This window comes from Sanguibacter massiliensis (assembly GCF_900240335.1).
GTDB classification, from domain to species: Bacteria; Actinomycetota; Actinomycetes; order Actinomycetales; family Cellulomonadaceae; genus Flavimobilis; species Flavimobilis massiliensis.
In genome coordinates this window covers 1,451,748-1,468,605 of the sequence record NZ_LT964979.1, presented here as the reverse complement: position 1 = coordinate 1,468,605, position 16,858 = coordinate 1,451,748, and the positions used below count along the sequence as shown (strand labels likewise).

9 protein-coding genes are annotated in these 16,858 nt (G+C 70.1%); 4 read left to right on the top strand and 5 right to left on the bottom strand.

Features of this window, described 5'->3' with window-relative positions:
- Positions 1 to 226: 226 nt before the first annotated feature.
- Positions 227 to 1,666, bottom strand: coding sequence for an FAD-dependent oxidoreductase (locus C1729_RS06825; protein WP_102509274.1), 1,440 nt, complete (start codon positions 1,664 to 1,666; stop codon positions 227 to 229).
- Positions 1,667 to 1,750: 84 nt separating this feature from the next.
- Between C1729_RS06825 and C1729_RS06820 the strand changes: the two genes are divergently transcribed.
- Positions 1,751 to 2,194, top strand: a complete 444-nt coding sequence (locus C1729_RS06820) for a DUF3017 domain-containing protein (protein ID WP_129590685.1) — start codon at positions 1,751 to 1,753, stop codon at positions 2,192 to 2,194.
- A gap of 207 nt (positions 2,195 to 2,401) precedes the next feature.
- Here C1729_RS06820 and C1729_RS06815 read toward each other — a convergent pair whose 3' ends face one another.
- The gene (locus C1729_RS06815) at positions 2,402 to 3,358 is read right to left on the bottom strand and encodes an MIP/aquaporin family protein (protein WP_102509272.1); all 957 of its coding nucleotides are present in this window, start codon (positions 3,356 to 3,358) and stop codon (positions 2,402 to 2,404) included.
- A 235-nt stretch (positions 3,359 to 3,593) separates the two neighbouring features.
- Between C1729_RS06815 and C1729_RS06810 the strand changes: the two genes are divergently transcribed.
- From C1729_RS06810 to pulA, 3 genes are all read left to right on the top strand, one after another.
- On the top strand, positions 3,594 to 4,811 hold the full coding sequence (locus tag C1729_RS06810) for an NADP-dependent isocitrate dehydrogenase (RefSeq protein ID WP_102509271.1): 1,218 nt from the start codon (positions 3,594 to 3,596) through the stop codon (positions 4,809 to 4,811).
- Positions 4,812 to 4,951: 140 nt separating this feature from the next.
- Positions 4,952 to 5,944 (top strand): malate dehydrogenase, encoded by a 993-nt coding sequence (locus C1729_RS06805; RefSeq protein ID WP_102509270.1) that lies wholly within the window; start codon positions 4,952 to 4,954, stop codon positions 5,942 to 5,944.
- Positions 5,945 to 6,219: 275 nt separating this feature from the next.
- On the top strand, positions 6,220 to 13,479 hold the full coding sequence (gene pulA / locus C1729_RS06795; protein WP_242493745.1) for a pullulanase-type alpha-1,6-glucosidase: 7,260 nt from the start codon (positions 6,220 to 6,222) through the stop codon (positions 13,477 to 13,479).
- A 156-nt stretch (positions 13,480 to 13,635) separates the two neighbouring features.
- On the opposite strand, the gene C1729_RS06790 is transcribed toward pulA, so the two are convergent.
- The 3 genes from C1729_RS06790 to C1729_RS06780 all read right to left on the bottom strand — a co-directional run bounded on the left by C1729_RS06790 (position 13,636) and on the right by C1729_RS06780 (position 16,772).
- Positions 13,636 to 14,517, bottom strand: coding sequence for a carbohydrate ABC transporter permease (locus C1729_RS06790; RefSeq protein ID WP_102509269.1), 882 nt, complete (start codon positions 14,515 to 14,517; stop codon positions 13,636 to 13,638).
- Positions 14,514 to 15,413 carry a carbohydrate ABC transporter permease gene (locus tag C1729_RS06785; protein WP_102509268.1) on the bottom strand — a complete coding sequence of 300 codons (900 nt, stop codon included), beginning with the start codon at positions 15,411 to 15,413 and terminating at the stop codon, positions 14,514 to 14,516. The genes C1729_RS06790 and C1729_RS06785 overlap by 4 nt, the downstream gene beginning before the upstream one ends.
- Positions 15,414 to 15,497: 84 nt before the next feature.
- Positions 15,498 to 16,772: an ABC transporter substrate-binding protein gene (locus C1729_RS06780; RefSeq protein WP_102509267.1), complete on the bottom strand. Its 1,275-nt coding sequence runs from the start codon at positions 16,770 to 16,772 to the stop codon at positions 15,498 to 15,500.
- Between the last annotated feature and the right edge of the window lie 86 nt (positions 16,773 to 16,858).

Genomic DNA, 16,858 nt, shown 5'->3' with positions numbered 1-16,858 from the left:
TGAGGTGGCCCGATCGGCTATCGAGCCACTGACGCGTTTGCTCGATAGCGGATCTGTTCACCTCGGATGTCCGGATCCGCTATCGATGAGTGCGGGATGCAGTCAGGGCCGGGTGGGGTCGGCGAGTCCTCGTGCTCGATAGCGGATCCGCACACGAGAAGCGGCCGGATCGGCTATCGGAACGAGGAGGGGAGTAGCAGGCGGCTGGTTTGACAGGGGAGTCGGGTCAGCGCAGCGGCACCGACGGGTCGGCGGCACGGGTCGGGTCGAGGCGGGGGCGGGGCGTCGCGCGGAAGAGGCGGCGTGCGGCTGCGGCGTCGCGTGGGCGGTCGACGACGAGGATCCCCGCGAGCGTCCGTAGACCGTCGTCGCGCGCAGAGCTCGCTCCGGCGTCGGCGTCCGACGGCTCCGTCCCGTCGACGAACCACAGCGCCGCCCACCCGTCGTCGCCCGCGGGGTCGCCGCGGAGGACGGGTCGTGCGGCTGGCGGGCGCGTGCCGTACATCGCAACCTCGTGCCCGAGCATCGTCGAGAACACGTACGGGGCCGGATCTGCGAGGTCGGCAGCCGGGTCGAGCAGCGAACGCACCGCGAGCTCGGGCGTCGTGAGGGCCGCGTCCCAGTGCCCGCCGCGGACGAACCCGCAGCGTGCAGCGCGCGCCGCGGCATCGCCGACGACGCGGACCCGCGCCAGGGGCCCTGACGTCGTGGGCAGGTACGTGGGGACAGTCACTCCCGCGGCTTCGACCCCCCGGGTGAGCGGACGCATGGCGCCGTCGACGACGACGTCTCCGTCGAACGCCGTCGCGAGCAGGTCGGCGAGCGTCCCGTCTGGCACAGGTGCGGGACGTGCGCCGACCGCCGCGAGGACGACGTCTGCGTCGATCCGGCGCCCGTCGTCGAGGACGACGCTGTCGGCCTCGACGGCAGCGACCTGCGTGTCGAGCAACAGCGTCACCCCGGCCGCAGCGAACCACGGAGCGACGAGCGCGCCGTCCTCGCCGAGCGCCGAGGCCAACGGATACGGGGCCGCCTCGACGACGGTGACGTCGGCGCCCGCCGCAGCGACCACGCCGGCGACCTCCGAGCCGATCCATCCCGCGCCGATGCACACGAGCCGCGGCCGCTCGCGCGCGCCTAGCAGCTCGCGCAGACGGACCGCGTCGTCGTGCGTGTGGAGCGTGAGCGCGTGCTCCCACCCCACGACGGTGCGGGCACGCGACCCCGTCGCGAGAACGACGGCGTCGACGCTGACCTCGTCGACGACGACCTCGCCGGACGAGCCTGTCTCCGGGCGGTCCGTCGTCCCGTCAACGCGGTCCGTCGGTACGAGCTCCGCACGGAACCGATCGCCGTCGACGTCGATCCGCGTCACCCGCGTCGCAAGGCGCACGTCGACGTCGAGCGCGTCGAGGTCGATGTCGAGATCCGCGCCGAGGTCGACGTGCCAGCCGTCGTCGAGCAGGTGCTTCGAGAGCGGCGGCCGGTCGTAGGGCGCGTGCGGCTCGTCGCCGACGAGGTGCACGGGGCCTGCGTGCCCGTGCTCGCGCAGCAGTGCAGCGGTGCGCAGGCCCGCGAGGCCCGCACCGACGACGAGCACCGACGCGTCGTTCGGGAGCGGCGTTGGTGACGAGGGGCCGGGACGGGACGTGTGGGTTGCGGTCACGCTTCCCACGGTAGTCGCGGCGGCCGAGCGTGCGACGTGGGTGCGGCACGTCCGCACCGTGCGACGCGGGTAGGCTCGAACGTCGTGACGTCACTGGGAGGACCGATGGGTGTGGGCGAGCAGCCCGGGCAGGGGCCGACGGTCGCGCGCGACCCTGCCGCACCGGCGGGACGTGGGGAGACTGACCACGGGGACGAGGGCACGACGCTCGTTCCCGACGACGCTGTCGTGCCCGCGCACTTCGACGACGCCGAGCAGGCGGCCCGTGCGATCGCGCCGCGCCGCAACGTGTGGATCTGGGTGAACGTCGGCCTCGTCGCTGTCGTCTGCGTGCTAGCCCTGGTGGCGGGGCCGAAGGTCGCCGCGCTCGCGCTCGCGGCGCAGTCGACACTCGCGGGCCTCGTGCGGCTTGTGGTCCGGGAGCCCGTCGCCGGGCTCGAGGTGCGGAGCCGCTGGCTCGACGTGACGTTCTACCTCGGTGCGGCGTTCGTCCTCGTCGCGCTCGCGCTCACGGCCCCGCTCGACTGACGGTGCCGCAGTCCCCTCCCGTCGACTGGTAGGGCTGGGGCACCGTTCGATGGTGCTGGGGACCTACGAGTCGGTGGGATGGTGCGACTGGTAGGGCTGGAGCACCGTTCGATGGTGCTGGGGACCTACGAGTCGGTGTGGTGTGGGGCGTGACGATGGCCCGCTGCCCCGAGAGGTCTCGCGGGGCACCGGGCCATCGCCGTCCGGTCAGGAACGCGCGGGCGCGGACTCCTCGTCGGTGTCGTCAGACGACGCGTCGTCCGACGCGGTCTCGTCCGACGCAGCGGTGAGCTTGCCGTCCTCGGAGATCTCGACGATCTCGACGACGTCATACGGAGCGTCCTCGACCGCGATCGGTGCGGCGCCGAGCGCGATGATGCGGGCGACGAGGCCTGCGAGGATCGCACCGGCGAGCGGCCCGACGACGAAGACCCACACCTCCTTGAGGGCCCACGGCTCGGCGAAGAACGCGATGCCGAGCGAACGGGCGGGGTTGACCGAGCCACCCGTGAACGGCGTCGCGACGAGGAGCGTCGCGGTGAACGTCAGGCCGACCCACAGGGGCGTGAGGTTGCTCGCGGCCCGCGTGGTCATCACGGCGAGGACGACGGCAACGAGGATCATCGTGAGGACGCCCTCGATGATGAGCGCGCTCGTCAGGGTGACGTCGATCGCGCCCCCGGAGGCCGCGCCGAGGCCGGCGTGCGTTCCGTAGCCGTTCGCGCCCGTCGAGAAGAGCGCGGCCGCCGAGTCCTTCCCGGTCGCGGCAGGCAACCCCGTGGGAAGGACTGCGCGCAGGACGGCGCCGGCGACCGTCGCGCCGAGCACCTGGGCGAGCCAGTAGACGGGGACGTCGGCCCAGCGGAGGCGGCCGGCGATCGCCGCGCCGAGCGTCACAGCGGGGTTGATGTGGCCGCCCGAGACGTTGCCGATGATGGCGATCGCCGCCATGGCGCCGAGGCCGAACGCGAGGCAGGTCGCGAGGGCGTTGCCCCCGACCCAGGTCGTGTAGAGCGCAGCTCCCACGCCGAGGAGGACGAGGATGAAGGTTCCGAAGACCTCGGCTCCTGCGCGCAGGAGCAGGGAGGGCTGGGCGGGCTCGAGGTCGAGGTCCTCGAAGGTGGCGTCCGCGGCGTCGTGCGCGGAGGCGTCGGTGAGCGACATGGTGGTCCTGTCCGTCTCGTGGGGGGCCGGCGGCGGGATGCCGTCGGAAAGGTTCCGGGCCCTGTGCGGCCGTTCGTGAGGATCCTCCCGCCGCAGCCTGGGTGCTCCCTGAGTGTGCCACCTGCGGGCGCGGCCTTCGAGGCGGTTGTCACGCCGCGGGCAACTATCTTGACATCAAGAAATCCGGTATCCTGGCGGGCGGACACCCCTCATACAGCACAGGAGCGTTGCGCCCATGGGCAAGATCAAGGTCGTCAACCCGGTCGTCGAGCTCGACGGTGACGAGATGACTCGCATCATCTGGCAGTTCATCAAGGACCGCCTCATCCACCCCTATCTCGACATCGACCTCAAGTACTACGACCTGTCGATCGAGAACCGCGACGCGACCGACGACCAGGTGACGATCGACGCTGCGAACGCGATCAAGCAGTACAACGTCGGCGTCAAGTGCGCGACGATCACGCCCGACGAGGCGCGCGTCGAGGAGTTCGGCCTCAAGAAGATGTGGGTCTCGCCCAACGGCACGATCCGCAACATCCTCGGTGGCGTCGTCTTCCGCGAGCCCATCATCATCTCGAACATCCCGCGCCTCGTGCCGGGCTGGAACAAGCCGATCATCATCGGCCGCCACGCGCACGGCGACCAGTACAAGGCGACGAACTTCAAGGTTCCCGGCGCCGGCACGCTCACGCTCACGTACACGCCTGCTGACGGCTCCGAGGAGATCAAGCAGACGGTCGTGACGTTCCCTGAGGAGGGTGGCGTCGCGATGGGCATGTACAACTTCAACGAGTCCATCAAGGACTTCGCGCGCGCCTCGTTCGCGTACGGCCTCCAGCGCCAGTACCCCGTGTACCTCTCGACGAAGAACACGATCCTCAAGGCGTACGACGGCCAGTTCAAGGACCTCTTCCAGGAGGTCTTCGACGCGGAGTTCAAGGAGCAGTTCGACGCTGCCGGCCTCACGTACGAGCACCGTCTCATCGACGACATGGTCGCCTCGGCCATGAAGTGGGAGGGCGGCTACGTCTGGGCGTGCAAGAACTACGACGGTGACGTCCAGTCGGACACGGTCGCGCAGGGCTTCGGCTCGCTCGGCCTCATGACGTCGGTCCTCATGACGCCTGACGGCAAGACCGTCGAGGCCGAGGCTGCGCACGGCACGGTGACGCGTCACTACCGCCAGCACCAGCAGGGCAAGCCGACGTCGACGAACCCGATCGCGTCGATCTTCGCGTGGACGCGCGGACTCATGCACCGCGGCAAGCTCGACGGCACGCCCGAGGTCGTGAACTTCGCGCAGACGCTCGAGGACGTCGTCGTCGCGACGGTCGAGTCGGGCAAGATGACGAAGGACCTCGCGCTGCTCATCAGCAAGGACCAGCCGTGGCTCACCACGGAGGAGTTCCTCGCTGCGCTCGACGAGAACCTCGCCGCACGTCTCGGTTGAGAAGCGCTCGGCACGTGGTCTCGACGGCCCGTCAGGACAGATCCTGGCGGGCCGTCGTGCACGATGGTCCTGTGCGACGTCGTCGCTGGTGACGCACCAGAGGACGAACGCAGGAAGCTGACGACGAAGGAGTTGGGACGATGACTGCGACACCCGTGACAGTGACGGTGACCGGCGCTGCGGGCCAGATCGGCTATGCGCTGCTCTTCAGGATCGCGTCGGGCCAGATGCTCGGACCGGACACCCCGGTGAGGCTGCGGCTGCTCGAGATCCCGGCGGGCGTGCGCGCCGCGGAGGGCACCGCGATGGAGCTCGACGACTGCGCGTTCCCGCTGCTCGCGTCGATCGACGTGACGGACGACGCGTCGGCGGCGTTCGACGGCACGAACGTCGCTCTGCTCGTCGGCGCGCGGCCGCGGACGAAGGGTATGGAGCGCGGCGACCTGCTCGCCGCGAACGGCGGGATCTTCGGTCCGCAGGGTGCGGCGATCAACGCGGGTGCGGCGGACGACGTGCGTGTGCTCGTCGTCGGCAACCCCGCGAACACGAACGCGCTCATCGCGGCCAAGCATGCGCCCGACGTCCCGGCGAGCCGGTTCACGGCGATGACGCGTCTCGACCACAACCGTGCGCTCTCGCAGCTCGCGGCGCGTGGCGGGGTACCCGTCGGGCAGGTGCGGAACGTGACGATCTGGGGCAACCACTCGGCGACGCAGTTCCCCGACATCGCGCACGCGGACGTCGCGGGGCGTCCGGGTGCGGAGCTGGCGGCGGACGCGGCGTGGTACCTCGACGAGTTCGTGCCGACGGTCGCGAAGCGTGGTGCGGCGATCATCGAGGCGCGCGGCGCGTCGAGCGCGGCCTCGGCGGCGAACGCGGCGATCGAGCACGTGCACGACTGGGTGCTCGGCACCACGGAGGGGGAGTGGACGAGCGCGGCGATCATGTCGGACGGATCGCACTACGGCGTGCCGGAGGGCATCGTCTCGTCGTTCCCGGTGACGTCGAGCGGCGGGGAGTGGAAGGTCGTCGAGGGGCTCGAGGTCTCCGACCTTGCGCGCGAGCGCATCGACGTGTCGGTCGCCGAGCTACTTGAGGAGCGTGACGCGGTCGCAGGCCTCGGACTCGTCTGACCTTCTCGTCTCGTACGTCTGCGCCGCCCCGTCGACCTTCCCGGTCGGCGGGGCGGCGTCGTCGTGCGTGGACTTGGTGTCCGCGGCCGAGACCTCGTCGTGATCTCTTCTGCAAGAACACGGCCGCTCTCGTCCCTTTGTGGGGCCTTTGCGCCTCGAATGTCATCCCATGTTGAGGCCGGTGTTTCCACTGTTGCAGCAAGTTTCAGCAACGGCTACCCTCGGCGCAGATGTGAGCAGCGACACAGCGGTCGCACCGACGAAGGAGTCATGAGATGCAGGAACGTCGTCAGCCCGGGGTGAGGAGGCGGCGAGCCGCCGCCTACCTCTCGACCTTCGCCCTCGCGGCCTCGGGCGTCGTGGCGGGGTCAGCCCCCGCCTTCGCCGCCGACCCCGAGGCCTACCGGCTCATCGGGGACCTCCAGTCTGAGCTCGGTTGCACGGGCGGGGAGAATGCCGGTGACTGGCTCCCCGGCTGCGACTTGGGAGCGCTCGCACAGGTCGGTGACACGAGCGCGTGGACCCTCGAGACCCCGCTGCCCGCAGGCTCCTACGAGTTCAAGGTCCTCGCGGGCGGCACCTGGGACGCCCAGGCCTGGGGTCGCGCCGGCTCCACCGGACCTGACGCCAAGAACATCCGCCTGACGACGGGCGGCGACTCCACCTTCCGCTTCGTCTTCGACTCGGCCGACGGTCTCGTCCAGGTCGTGCCGACCGGAACGAACGTCGCTGCGCCGACCGACGCCGACGCGCCCCGGCCCGTGCGCCAGGCTGGCTCCGACGAGCAGTTCTACTTCGTGCTCACGGACCGCTTCGCCAACGGCGACCCGAGCAACGACACCGGCGGCGTCGAAGGCGACCGCTCCGCCCACGGCTTCGACCCGGCCGACAAGGCGTACTACCACGGCGGTGACCTCGCCGGTCTGCGCGCGAACCTCGACTACATCGAGGGCCTCGGCACGACCGCGCTGTGGCTCACGCCGACCTTCAAGAACCGCGCCGTCGGGGGCACCGGCACGGACCAGTCCGCCGGCTACCACGGCTACTGGGTCACCGACTTCACGCAGGTCGACCCGCACCTCGGCACGAACGCCGAGCTCGAAGCCCTCATCGACGACGCGCACGCGCGCGGCATCAAGGTGTACTTCGACATCATCGTCAACCACACCGCGGACATCATCGACTACGAGGAGGGCGTCTACACGTACCGCCCGACGCCGGGCGAGCCGTACACGCCGTTCATCCCCGTCGGCTTCGAGGACATCAAGGTCCCGGCCTGGCTCAACGACACCTCGCTCTACAACAACCGTGGCAACTCGACGTGGCAGGGCGAGTCAGCGGTGCTCGGCGACTTCAACGGCCTCGACGACCTCGACACGAAGAAGCCCGAGGTCGTCCAGGGCTTCATCGACATCTACGAGGCGTGGGCGACGAGCGGCATCGACGGCTTCCGCATCGACACCGCCAAGCACGTCGACTTCTCGTTCTGGCAGCAGTGGACGACAGCCATCAAGGCTGCGACCGCGAGCAACCCCGACTTCTTCATGTTCGGCGAGGTCTACGACGCCGACCCGGTCAAGCTTTCGCCCTACCTCCGCGACTCTGACATGGACTCGGTTCTCGACTTCACGTTCCAGGACGCCGCGGCCGTCTTCGCGGGCGGCGGCAAGGCGTCCAACCTCTCGACGCTCTTCGCGGGCGACGACCGTTACACGACGGCGACGAAGAACGCACACTCGCTGCCGACGTACCTCGGCAGCCACGACATCGGTCGCATCGGCTACTTCGTGCGGAACGAGGACGACGCGGAGAAGCGCTCCGGGCTCGCTCACTCGCTCATGTACCTCACCCGCGGCCAGCCGGTCGTCTACTACGGCGACGAGCAGGGCTTCGTCGGTTCCGGGGACGACGGCAAGGACAAGGCGGCGCGGCAGTCGCTCTTCGCGTCCCAGGTCGAGGAGTTCACGACGCAGAAGCTGCTCGACGGAACGGTGGCCGGCTCGGTCGACCGCTACGACACGGACGCGGCGCTCTACACGCACATCGCCGACCTCGCGAAGCTCCGCGCCGACCACCGTGCCCTGTCCGCAGGCGCGCAGATCGAGCAGCACGCCGACTCGGCCGCGGGCATCTACGCGTTCTCGCGCGTCGACGAGACCGCGGCGGCGCCGCACGAGTACGTCGTCGCGGTCAACAACGCGACGACGGAGAAGAGCGCGACGTTCACGGCGCTCACTCCCGGCGCGACGTTCGCCGGGCTCTCCGGCACGACGACGGACGTCACGTCGGCCTCCGACGGCACCGTCACGGTGACGGTCCCCGCCCTGTCTGCGATCGTCCTGCGCGCGACGACCCCGGTCGTCGCCGACGACGCTCCCGTCGTGCCCGTCTTCACGTCGCCCGCCGCCGGCGGCGGCGTCCGCGACGAAGGTGCGATCACTGTCGACCTCGGCACCGACCGCTATGCGGAGACGACGTTCTGGGCGCGCCTCGCGGGTGCGGACGAGTGGACGCTGCTCGGCACGGACGACACGACGACGCCGCGGATCTACCTCGACACCGACGACTACGCGCCCGGCTCGCTCCTCGAGTTGCGGGCCGTTGCACGCGACGCCGCGGGCGAGCTCACGCAGACCGTCATGACCGCGGTCGTCGGCGACGACCACGGCCTCGGCTACGCGGCCGGCTCGGACGAGTTGCAGCGGCTCACGATCCCCGGCTCGCACGGCACCGAGATCGGCGGCTGCGCGGATTGGACGCCCGGCTGCGAGTCGACCGCGCTCACCCTGCAGGCCGACGGCACGTTCCAGGGCACGTTCGACATCGCTGCCGGCACGTACGACTTCAAGTTCGCGTACGGCACCACGTGGGGCAACGACTACGGTCCCGGCGGCGCGCAGGGGGGCCAGAAGAACTACTCCTACACGCACGCCGGCGGTCCGGTGACGTTCTTCTTCGACCCCGTGACGAAGCTCGGCGCGCACACCGCCGAGGGCCGTGTCCTCACGGTTGCGGGCGACTTCCAGACGCAGCTCGGCTGCGCGGCGGACTGGACGGACGCATGCCTCGCGGGCCAGCTCGAGCTCCGTAAGGACGGCACGTACCGCTACGTGCTCGACGGTCTCACCCCGGGGGGGTACGAGCTCAAGGTCATCGAGAACCTCGACTGGTCGACGTCGTACGGGACCGCAGCCGGTGGCAACATCAACTTCGAGATCACCGCGGAAGACCCGGCGGCGGTCGTCACGCTCGACCCGACGACGAACGCCGTCACGGTCGAGACGGGAGCCGCACCTCAGGAGGGCCCCGAGCCGCAGCGCGACATCACCGTGAACATCGCAGGCTCGCTTAACTCCGAGATGGGCTGCGCGGGCGACTGGTCGCCCGACTGCGCCGACGGCGTCCTCACGCAGCAGGTCGGCTCGGTGTTCTCCGGGACGTTCACGCTGCCCGCGGGCAGTTACGAGTACAAGGTGGCGATCGACGGCTCGTGGGACGAGAACTACGGCGCCGACCGGACGCAGGGCTCGGGCAACATCCCGCTCGTGCTCGCGGAGGAGACGGACGTGACGTTCGTCTACGACGACGCCTCACACTTCGTCGACGCGATCTTCGCGGGCGGCCCGAGCCGCGTCGCGGTCATCGCGGGGACGCTCCAGGACCAGCTCGGCTGCGCGGGGGTCTGGGACCCCAAGTGCCTCGGTTCGTGGCTCCAGAACCACGACCGTGACGGCCAGGTCTACGTCCTGCAGACCAACCGCCTCAAGAAGGGGTCGTACTCTGCGAAGGCAGCTCTCGACCTCGGCTGGGCCGAGTCCTACCCGGACTCCGACCTCAACTTCACCGTCCCGAAGGACTACGCCACGATGAACTTCCGTCTCGACCTCACCACGAAGGAGTTCACGGCCGCGGCCGACACCTCCGTCGCCGGCGAGGGCTCGCGCGCCTACTGGCTCGACGAGCGCACGCTCGCCGTCCCGGCCTCCGCGGCCGCCGGCGCGGCCTGGACCCTGCGGGCCGCTGCCGACGGCGGCATGAGCGCCAGGAAGGACGGCATCGCCGCGCCCGCGGGCACGACAGTCCACGAGCTCACCGCGCTGAGCACGGGCCTGCCCGCAACGCTCCGCACCGCCTACCCGCACCTCGCGACGTACGCGGCGCTCGAGCTCCCGGCGGGTGTCGACCGTGCCGCGGTCGAGTCCGCGCTCCAGGGCCAGCTCCTCGTGTCCGCCGAGAAGGACGGCAGCGTCGTCTACGCGACGGGCGTCCAGCTCGCCGGCGTCCTCGACGACGTCTACGCGGCCGCGCTCGAGCGCGACCTTGGCGCGACGTTCGCCGCGGGCGTCCCGACGCTCACGCTGTGGGCTCCGACCGCACGGTCGGTGACGACCCAGGTGTGGCTCGACGGCGCTGGCCTGGCGACGGGCGAGATGACGGAGGTCGAGGCAACCCGCCAGGCCGACGGTACGTGGGTGACCCAGGGGACGTCCGCGTGGAAGGACAAGGCGTTCCGCTACGACGTCGAGGTCTTCGTGCCGTCGACGGGCAAGGTGGAGCACAACCTCGTCACCGACCCGTACTCCGTCGCGCTGACGCTCAACTCGACGCACTCCGTGCTCGTCGACCTCGCGGACCCGGCCTACCGGCCGACCGCGTGGTCCTCGACTGCCGCGCCGACGATCGCCCGGCCCGTCGACCGCTCGATCTACGAGCTGCACATCCGTGACTTCTCGATCACCGACACGTCGGTGCCCGAGGCGCAGCGCGGCACGTACCTTGCCTTCGCGGGCGAGGGCAACGGCGTCAAGCACCTGCGCAAGCTCGCGGCTGCGGGCCTCAACACGGTGCACCTGCTCCCGTCGTTCGACATTGCGACGATCGAGGAGGACCGCAGCAAGCAGAAGACGACGGGCGACCTCTCCGGCTTCGGGCCGGCGTCCGAGGAGCAGCAGGCGGCTGTCGACGCGATCAAGGACGAGGACGGTTTCAACTGGGGCTACGACCCGCTCCACTGGACTGCGCCCGAGGGTTCGTACGCGACGACCGGCAACCAGGACGGCGGCAAGCGCGTCGCCGAGTACCGCACGATGGTCGGCGCGCTCCACAGCAACGGGCTCCAGGTCGTCCAGGACGTCGTCTACAACCACACGGCGGCCTCCGGCCAGGACCCGAAGTCGGTGCTCGACCGCGTCGTGCCCGGCTACTACCAGCGGCTCTCGGCGACGGGCGGCGTCGAGAACTCGACGTGCTGCTCGAACGTCGCCACCGAGAACGCGTTCGCGCAGAAGCTCATGGTCGACTCCGTCGTCACGTGGGCGCGCGAGTACAAGATCGACGGCTTCCGCTTCGACCTCATGGGGCACCACTCGAAGGCGAACATGCTCGCCGTCCGCGAGGCGCTCGACGCCCTCACGGTCGCGAAGGACGGCGTCGACGGGAAGAAGATCTACCTCTACGGCGAGGGCTGGAACTTCGGAGAGGTCGCGGACAACGCCCGCTTCGAGCAGGCGACGCAGGGGCAGCTGGGCGGCACGGGCATCGGAACGTTCTCCGACCGCCTGCGTGACGCCGTCCACGGCGGCTCGCCGGTCGACGGCGGCTCGACGTTCGTCCAGGGCTTCGGCACGGGCCTCGGCACCGACCCGAACGGTCGCACGCGCGGCGACGGCGGCACGAACACGGGCGCTGCCGACGAGATCGCGGACCTGCGCCACCAGACGGACCTCGTCCGCCTGGGCCTCGCGGGCAACCTCGCCGACTACACGTTGACGACGGCGGCAGGCAAGGTCCAGCGTGGCGACGAGCTCGACTACCGCGGCGCCCCCGCCGGGTACGCGAGCCAGCCGGACGAGGTCGTCACGTACGTCGACGCGCACGACAACGAGACGCTCTTCGACATCCTCGCGCTCAAGCTGCCGAAGGACACGTCGATGGCGGACCGCGTCCGCATGAACACGTTGTCGCTCGCGACGACGACGCTCGCGCAGACGCCGACGTTCTGGCACGCGGGCACGGACCTGCTGCGGTCGAAGTCCCTCGACCGTGACAGCTACAACTCGGGTGACCACTTCAACGCGCTCGACTGGACCGGGAAGAGCAACAACTTCGGCGTGGGCCTCCCGCCCGAGGAGAAGAACGGGGAGAAGTGGTCGCTCATGACGCCGCTCCTCGCCGACCCAGCGCTCACCCCGTCGGCCGCGGACATCGCCACGGCCAACGCGCAGGCGCTCGACCTGCTCCGCCTGCGGTACTCGACGTCGCTCCTGCGTCTCGGTTCCGCAGATCTCATCAAGCAGAAGGTGTCGTTCCCGGGCTCGGGTGCCGACGCCGTGCCTGGCCTGCTCCTCATGCAGGTCGACGACACGGTCGGCACGGACGTCGACACGGCGCTCGACGGCGCGCTCGTCGCGTTCAACGCGTCGCCGGCGCCGATCACGACGACGGTCGCGTCGCTCAAGGGCCGTGCGTTCGCGCTCTCGCCGATCCAGGCGAAGGGCTCTGACGCGGTCGTCAAGGGCACGACGTTCGATGCTCGGACCGGCACGGTGACGATCCCGGCCCGCACCGTCGCGCTTCTCGTCGAGAAGTCGACGGAGCCGACCGACCCGCCGACGACCGAGGAGCCGACCGAGGAGCCGACGACCCCGGCCCCGACGCCGACGACCGAGGCTCCCAAGCCGTCGACGACGCGCCTGTCGCCGACGACGCTCACGACGACGCTCGGCTCGCGGGCCGTGTGGACCGTGCGCGTGTCCTCGGCGGGGCGCACTGACGGCGGGACAGTGACGCTCCGGGCGGGGTCGAAGGTTCTCGGCTCCGCGAAGGCCAGAGGCGGTGTCGCCAAGGTCCGGCTTTCGAAGACGGCGGTCGCCCGCGTCGGGCGCATGTCGGTCGTCGCGAGCTTCTCCGGCACGCCGACCGCGGCAGCGTCACGCTCGTCGAAGGGGGCGCTTGTCGTCAACCGGGCGAAGGCGCGGCTCAAGGTCACGGGGACGACCGTCCGCGCGGGCGAGCGTGCCGTCCTCAAGGTGCGGGTGAGCGCGTCCGCGGGCTCGACCGCCGGACGGGTCACCGTCTACCAGGGCAACCGCAGGGTCGGCTCGGCGCGCGTCGTCAAGGGCTCCACGAAGGTCGTCCTGCCGCGTTCCGTGTCGGCGAAGGCCGGCAAGGTGCGGCTCACGGTGCGCTACTCGGGCTCGACGACGGTCGCGAAGGCGTCGACCCGCACGACGCTTAAGGTCGTGCGGACGAAGCCGCGGCTGAGCGTCACGGCTCCGGACGCCCGCGTCCACCGTTCGGCGTACGTCACGGTGCGCGTCCGAGGGACGGCGTACGCCCGCCCCGAGGGGACGGTGACGGTGCGTCTCGACGGCAAGAAGATCGCGTCGGTGCGCCTCTCGGGCCGCTCGACGTCGACGACGCTGAGGGTGCGCGTCGTCGCGTTCCGCCCGGGTGACCGTGACATCACGGTGACGTACGGCGGCTCGGCGCGGCTCGCGAAGGCGAGCGCGAGCACCACGATGACCGTCCGCTGATCCCGCACGGCGGCACGGTGCAGGGCGCGTCCTCCTCACGGAGGGCGCGCCCTGCGCCGTCCCCGCACCCGCCCCCGCGCCGCGGGCCCGCCCGCCCGCGGCGCGGGGGCGGGTGCGGGGACGGCGCAGGNGGTCCGGGTGAGGCGACGGGGCGGGTTAGCCCTTGACGGAGCCGCTCATGAGTCCGCCGATGAAGTACTTGCCGAGCAGCACGTAGACGAGGAGCGTCGGCAGCGACGCGAGGAGCGCGCCCGACATCGAGACGCCGTAGTTCTGCAGCAGCGCGCCGTTCGCGAGGTTGTTGAGCGCGAGGGTCACGGGGCCGTTCTGGCTCGAGGAGAAGAAGACGGCGAAGAGGAAGTCGTTCCACGCCGAGGTGAACTGCCAGATGAGCACGACGACGAAGCTGGGGATCGACAGGGGCAGTACGACGGACCCGTAGGTGCGCAGCATGCCGGCGCCGTCGATGCGGGCCGCCTCGATGAGCTCGTTCGGGACGGACTCGTAGTAGTTGCGGAAGATGAGCGTCGTGATGGGCAGGCCGTAGATGACGTGGAGGAGGATGAGCGACGGAATGCCCGAGGGAATGCCGAGATCGATGACGAGCTGCGAGAGCGGGATCATCACGGCCTGGTACGGGATGAACATGCCGAAGAGGATGAGCGTGAAGACGAGGTCGGCGCCGCGGAAACGCCATCGCGAGAGGACGAACCCGTTGATCGACCCGAGGAACGACGAGATGAGCGCGGCGGGCACGACCATCTGGAGGGTGCGGACGATCGCGGGGGAGAGCGTCTCCCAGGCGAGTTGCCAGTTCTCGAGCGTCCACACCTGGGGGAGGTTCCAGGCGCGCGACGGTGCGGCGTCGCCCGCGCCCTTGAAGCTCGTGACGAGCAGCACGTAGACGGGGATGAGCACGAGGACGAGGAAGAACAGCAGGAGCGCGTAGCGGGCGGTCCGCCCGGCGGAGAAGCGCGAGGGCCGTGCGACGGGCGCGGCGGTGCGCTCGAGGGGTCCGGTGAGGGTCGAGGCGGTCATCGTCGGCCTTCCCGTGCGAGGTGGATGAGGTACGGGATGATGAGGACGGCGGCGATGACGAGCAGGATCGAGCCGACCGCTGCGGAACTCGCGTAGTCGAAGCTGGCCTTGAGCTGGTACATGTCGATCGCGGGCACCTTGGTCTGGTAGTTCGCGGGCTTCGAGATCGCCATGATGAGGTCGAAAGCTTTGAGCGACATGTGGCCAATGATGACGACGGCGGAGAGCGCGACGGGGCCGAGCTGCGGGAAGAGCACGTGGCGGTAGAGCTTCCACTCGGTCGCGCCGTCGACGCGCGCGGCCTCGCGCAGCTCCTCGGGGATGCCGCGGAAGCCGGCGAGGAAGAGCGCCATGACGTAGCCGGAGAGCTGCCAGATCGCGGGGATGGCGATTGCGGCGATGCCGACGGAGTTGTTGTTCCACCAGTTGTTTTGGAGGAAGTCGAGCCCGACGATCTGGAAGAGCCGGTTGAGGCCGGACGCCTGCTCGCCCTGGTTGGAGTTGAGGAGCCAGCGCCACACGACGCCCGAGGCGACGAACGAGACGGCCATGGGGAAGAGGTACACGGAGCGGAAGATGCCCTCGAAGCGCATGGGGCGGTCGAGGAGCCAGGCCCAGAGGAACCCGAAGACCATGGTGCCGACGAGGAAGACGACCGTGTAGAGCAGGAGGTTCTTGAGCGAGTGCTGGAACGAGTCGGACCCGAGGAGGTCAAGGTAGTTCTGGAGCCCGACGAAGACGGAGGGCTCGACGCCTGCGGCCTGCGCGGAGGTGTGGTTGTCGGTCATGGACGTCTGGACGTTGACGGCGAGGAGGCCGTAGACGAAGACGCTCAGCAGGACGAGGGTCGGTGAGATGAGCAGGAGCGGTGGGAGCCACCGCTTGTACGTGCGCACGGGTGTCGCCTCCGTGGTCGTCGGGTCGGGCTGTGCGTGGGGAGGGACGGGGTGCGCACGTCGGTGCGCACCCCGTCCGTGGTGTCAGCCCTGGGCCGCGGTGGTGAGCTCGGCCTGGAAGCCGGCGAGGTCGGTCGCGCCGGTCGTGAACTTGCTCGTGGCCTCGGAGATCTTGTTGAGCCATGCGATCGGGGTCGCGGCGCCGTGGGCGAGCGACGAGACGATCTTGTCCTGGCCGAAGGACGTGATGGCGGTCTGCTGGTACTCGGAGAAGTCCGAGGCCTTGGCGTCGGTGCGGGCCGGGATGGAGCCCTTGGCCTTGTTGAAGGCGGTCTGGCCGTCGAGCGAGCCGACGGTCTCGAGCCAGGCCTTGGCGCCGTCCGGGTGCGGTGCCCCGACGGGGAGGGTGAAGGAGTCGGCGAGGAAGTCGAAGACGCCGTCCGTGCCGGGCACCGGGAAGTACGTGAAGTCGGTGCCGGCCTTCTTGTCGGCCTCCTCGAACGCGGCGACCGCCCAGTCACCCATGACGTTGAACGCGGCCTGGCCGTCCATGACGAGCTGGGTGGCCTCGGGCCAGTCGAGCCCGTCGCGGTCGGTGTTCGTGTAGGACATGAGCTTCTGGAAGGTGGTGAGCGCGCCGGTGACGTCGGCGCCGTCCCAGGCGGTCGTGCCGTCCCAGAGGCCGGAGTAGCCGTCGACGCCGAGCTCGGCGAGGAGGACGGTCTCGAGGAGGTGGACCTGGGTCCAGGTCGTCGCGACGGAGAGGGGGGTCTTGCCGGAGGCCTTGATCTTGTCCATCGCGGTCATCCAGTCGGCGATGGTCGCGTACTTCGCGGTGGCGTCCAGACCTGCGCCGGTGAGGACCGAGGGGTTGGCCCAGACGACGTTGGCGCGGTGGATGTTTGAGGGGATGGAGTAGATCTTGCCGTCGACCGTGAGACGGTTGACGAGGTCGGCGGGGAAGGCGTCGCGAAGCTTGAACTCGTCGTAGAGGCCTGAGACGTCCTGGAGCTGGCCGGCCTTGATGTAGTCGGTGAGCTCGGCGCCGGCGTGGGCCTGGAACGTGTCCGGCGGGTTCTTCTGCTGGAGGCGGGTCTGGAGAAGCTCCTTGGCGGCGGAGCCGGCGCCGCCGGCGACGGCGCCGTTGACGAACTTCACGTCGGGGTGCTGGGTGTTGAAGACCTTGACGAGGGCGTCGAGGCCGCGCTTCTCGGAGCCGGACGCCCACCAGGTGAAGACCTCGACCTCGCTGCCGGCAGCGCCGGGCTTGTCGCCCTCGTCGTCGGAGCAGGCTGCGAGGGAGAACGTGAGTGCTGTGGCGGCGAGCGCCGCGGTGAGCGCCTTGCTGACTCTGCGCATGAAAGGTGTCCTCCGTGTGAGTGGCCTCCGGCGCGTCGTCGCGTCGGGTGGGTGCGTCGTCGCGCCCGGGCCGTTGGTCCTAGAGA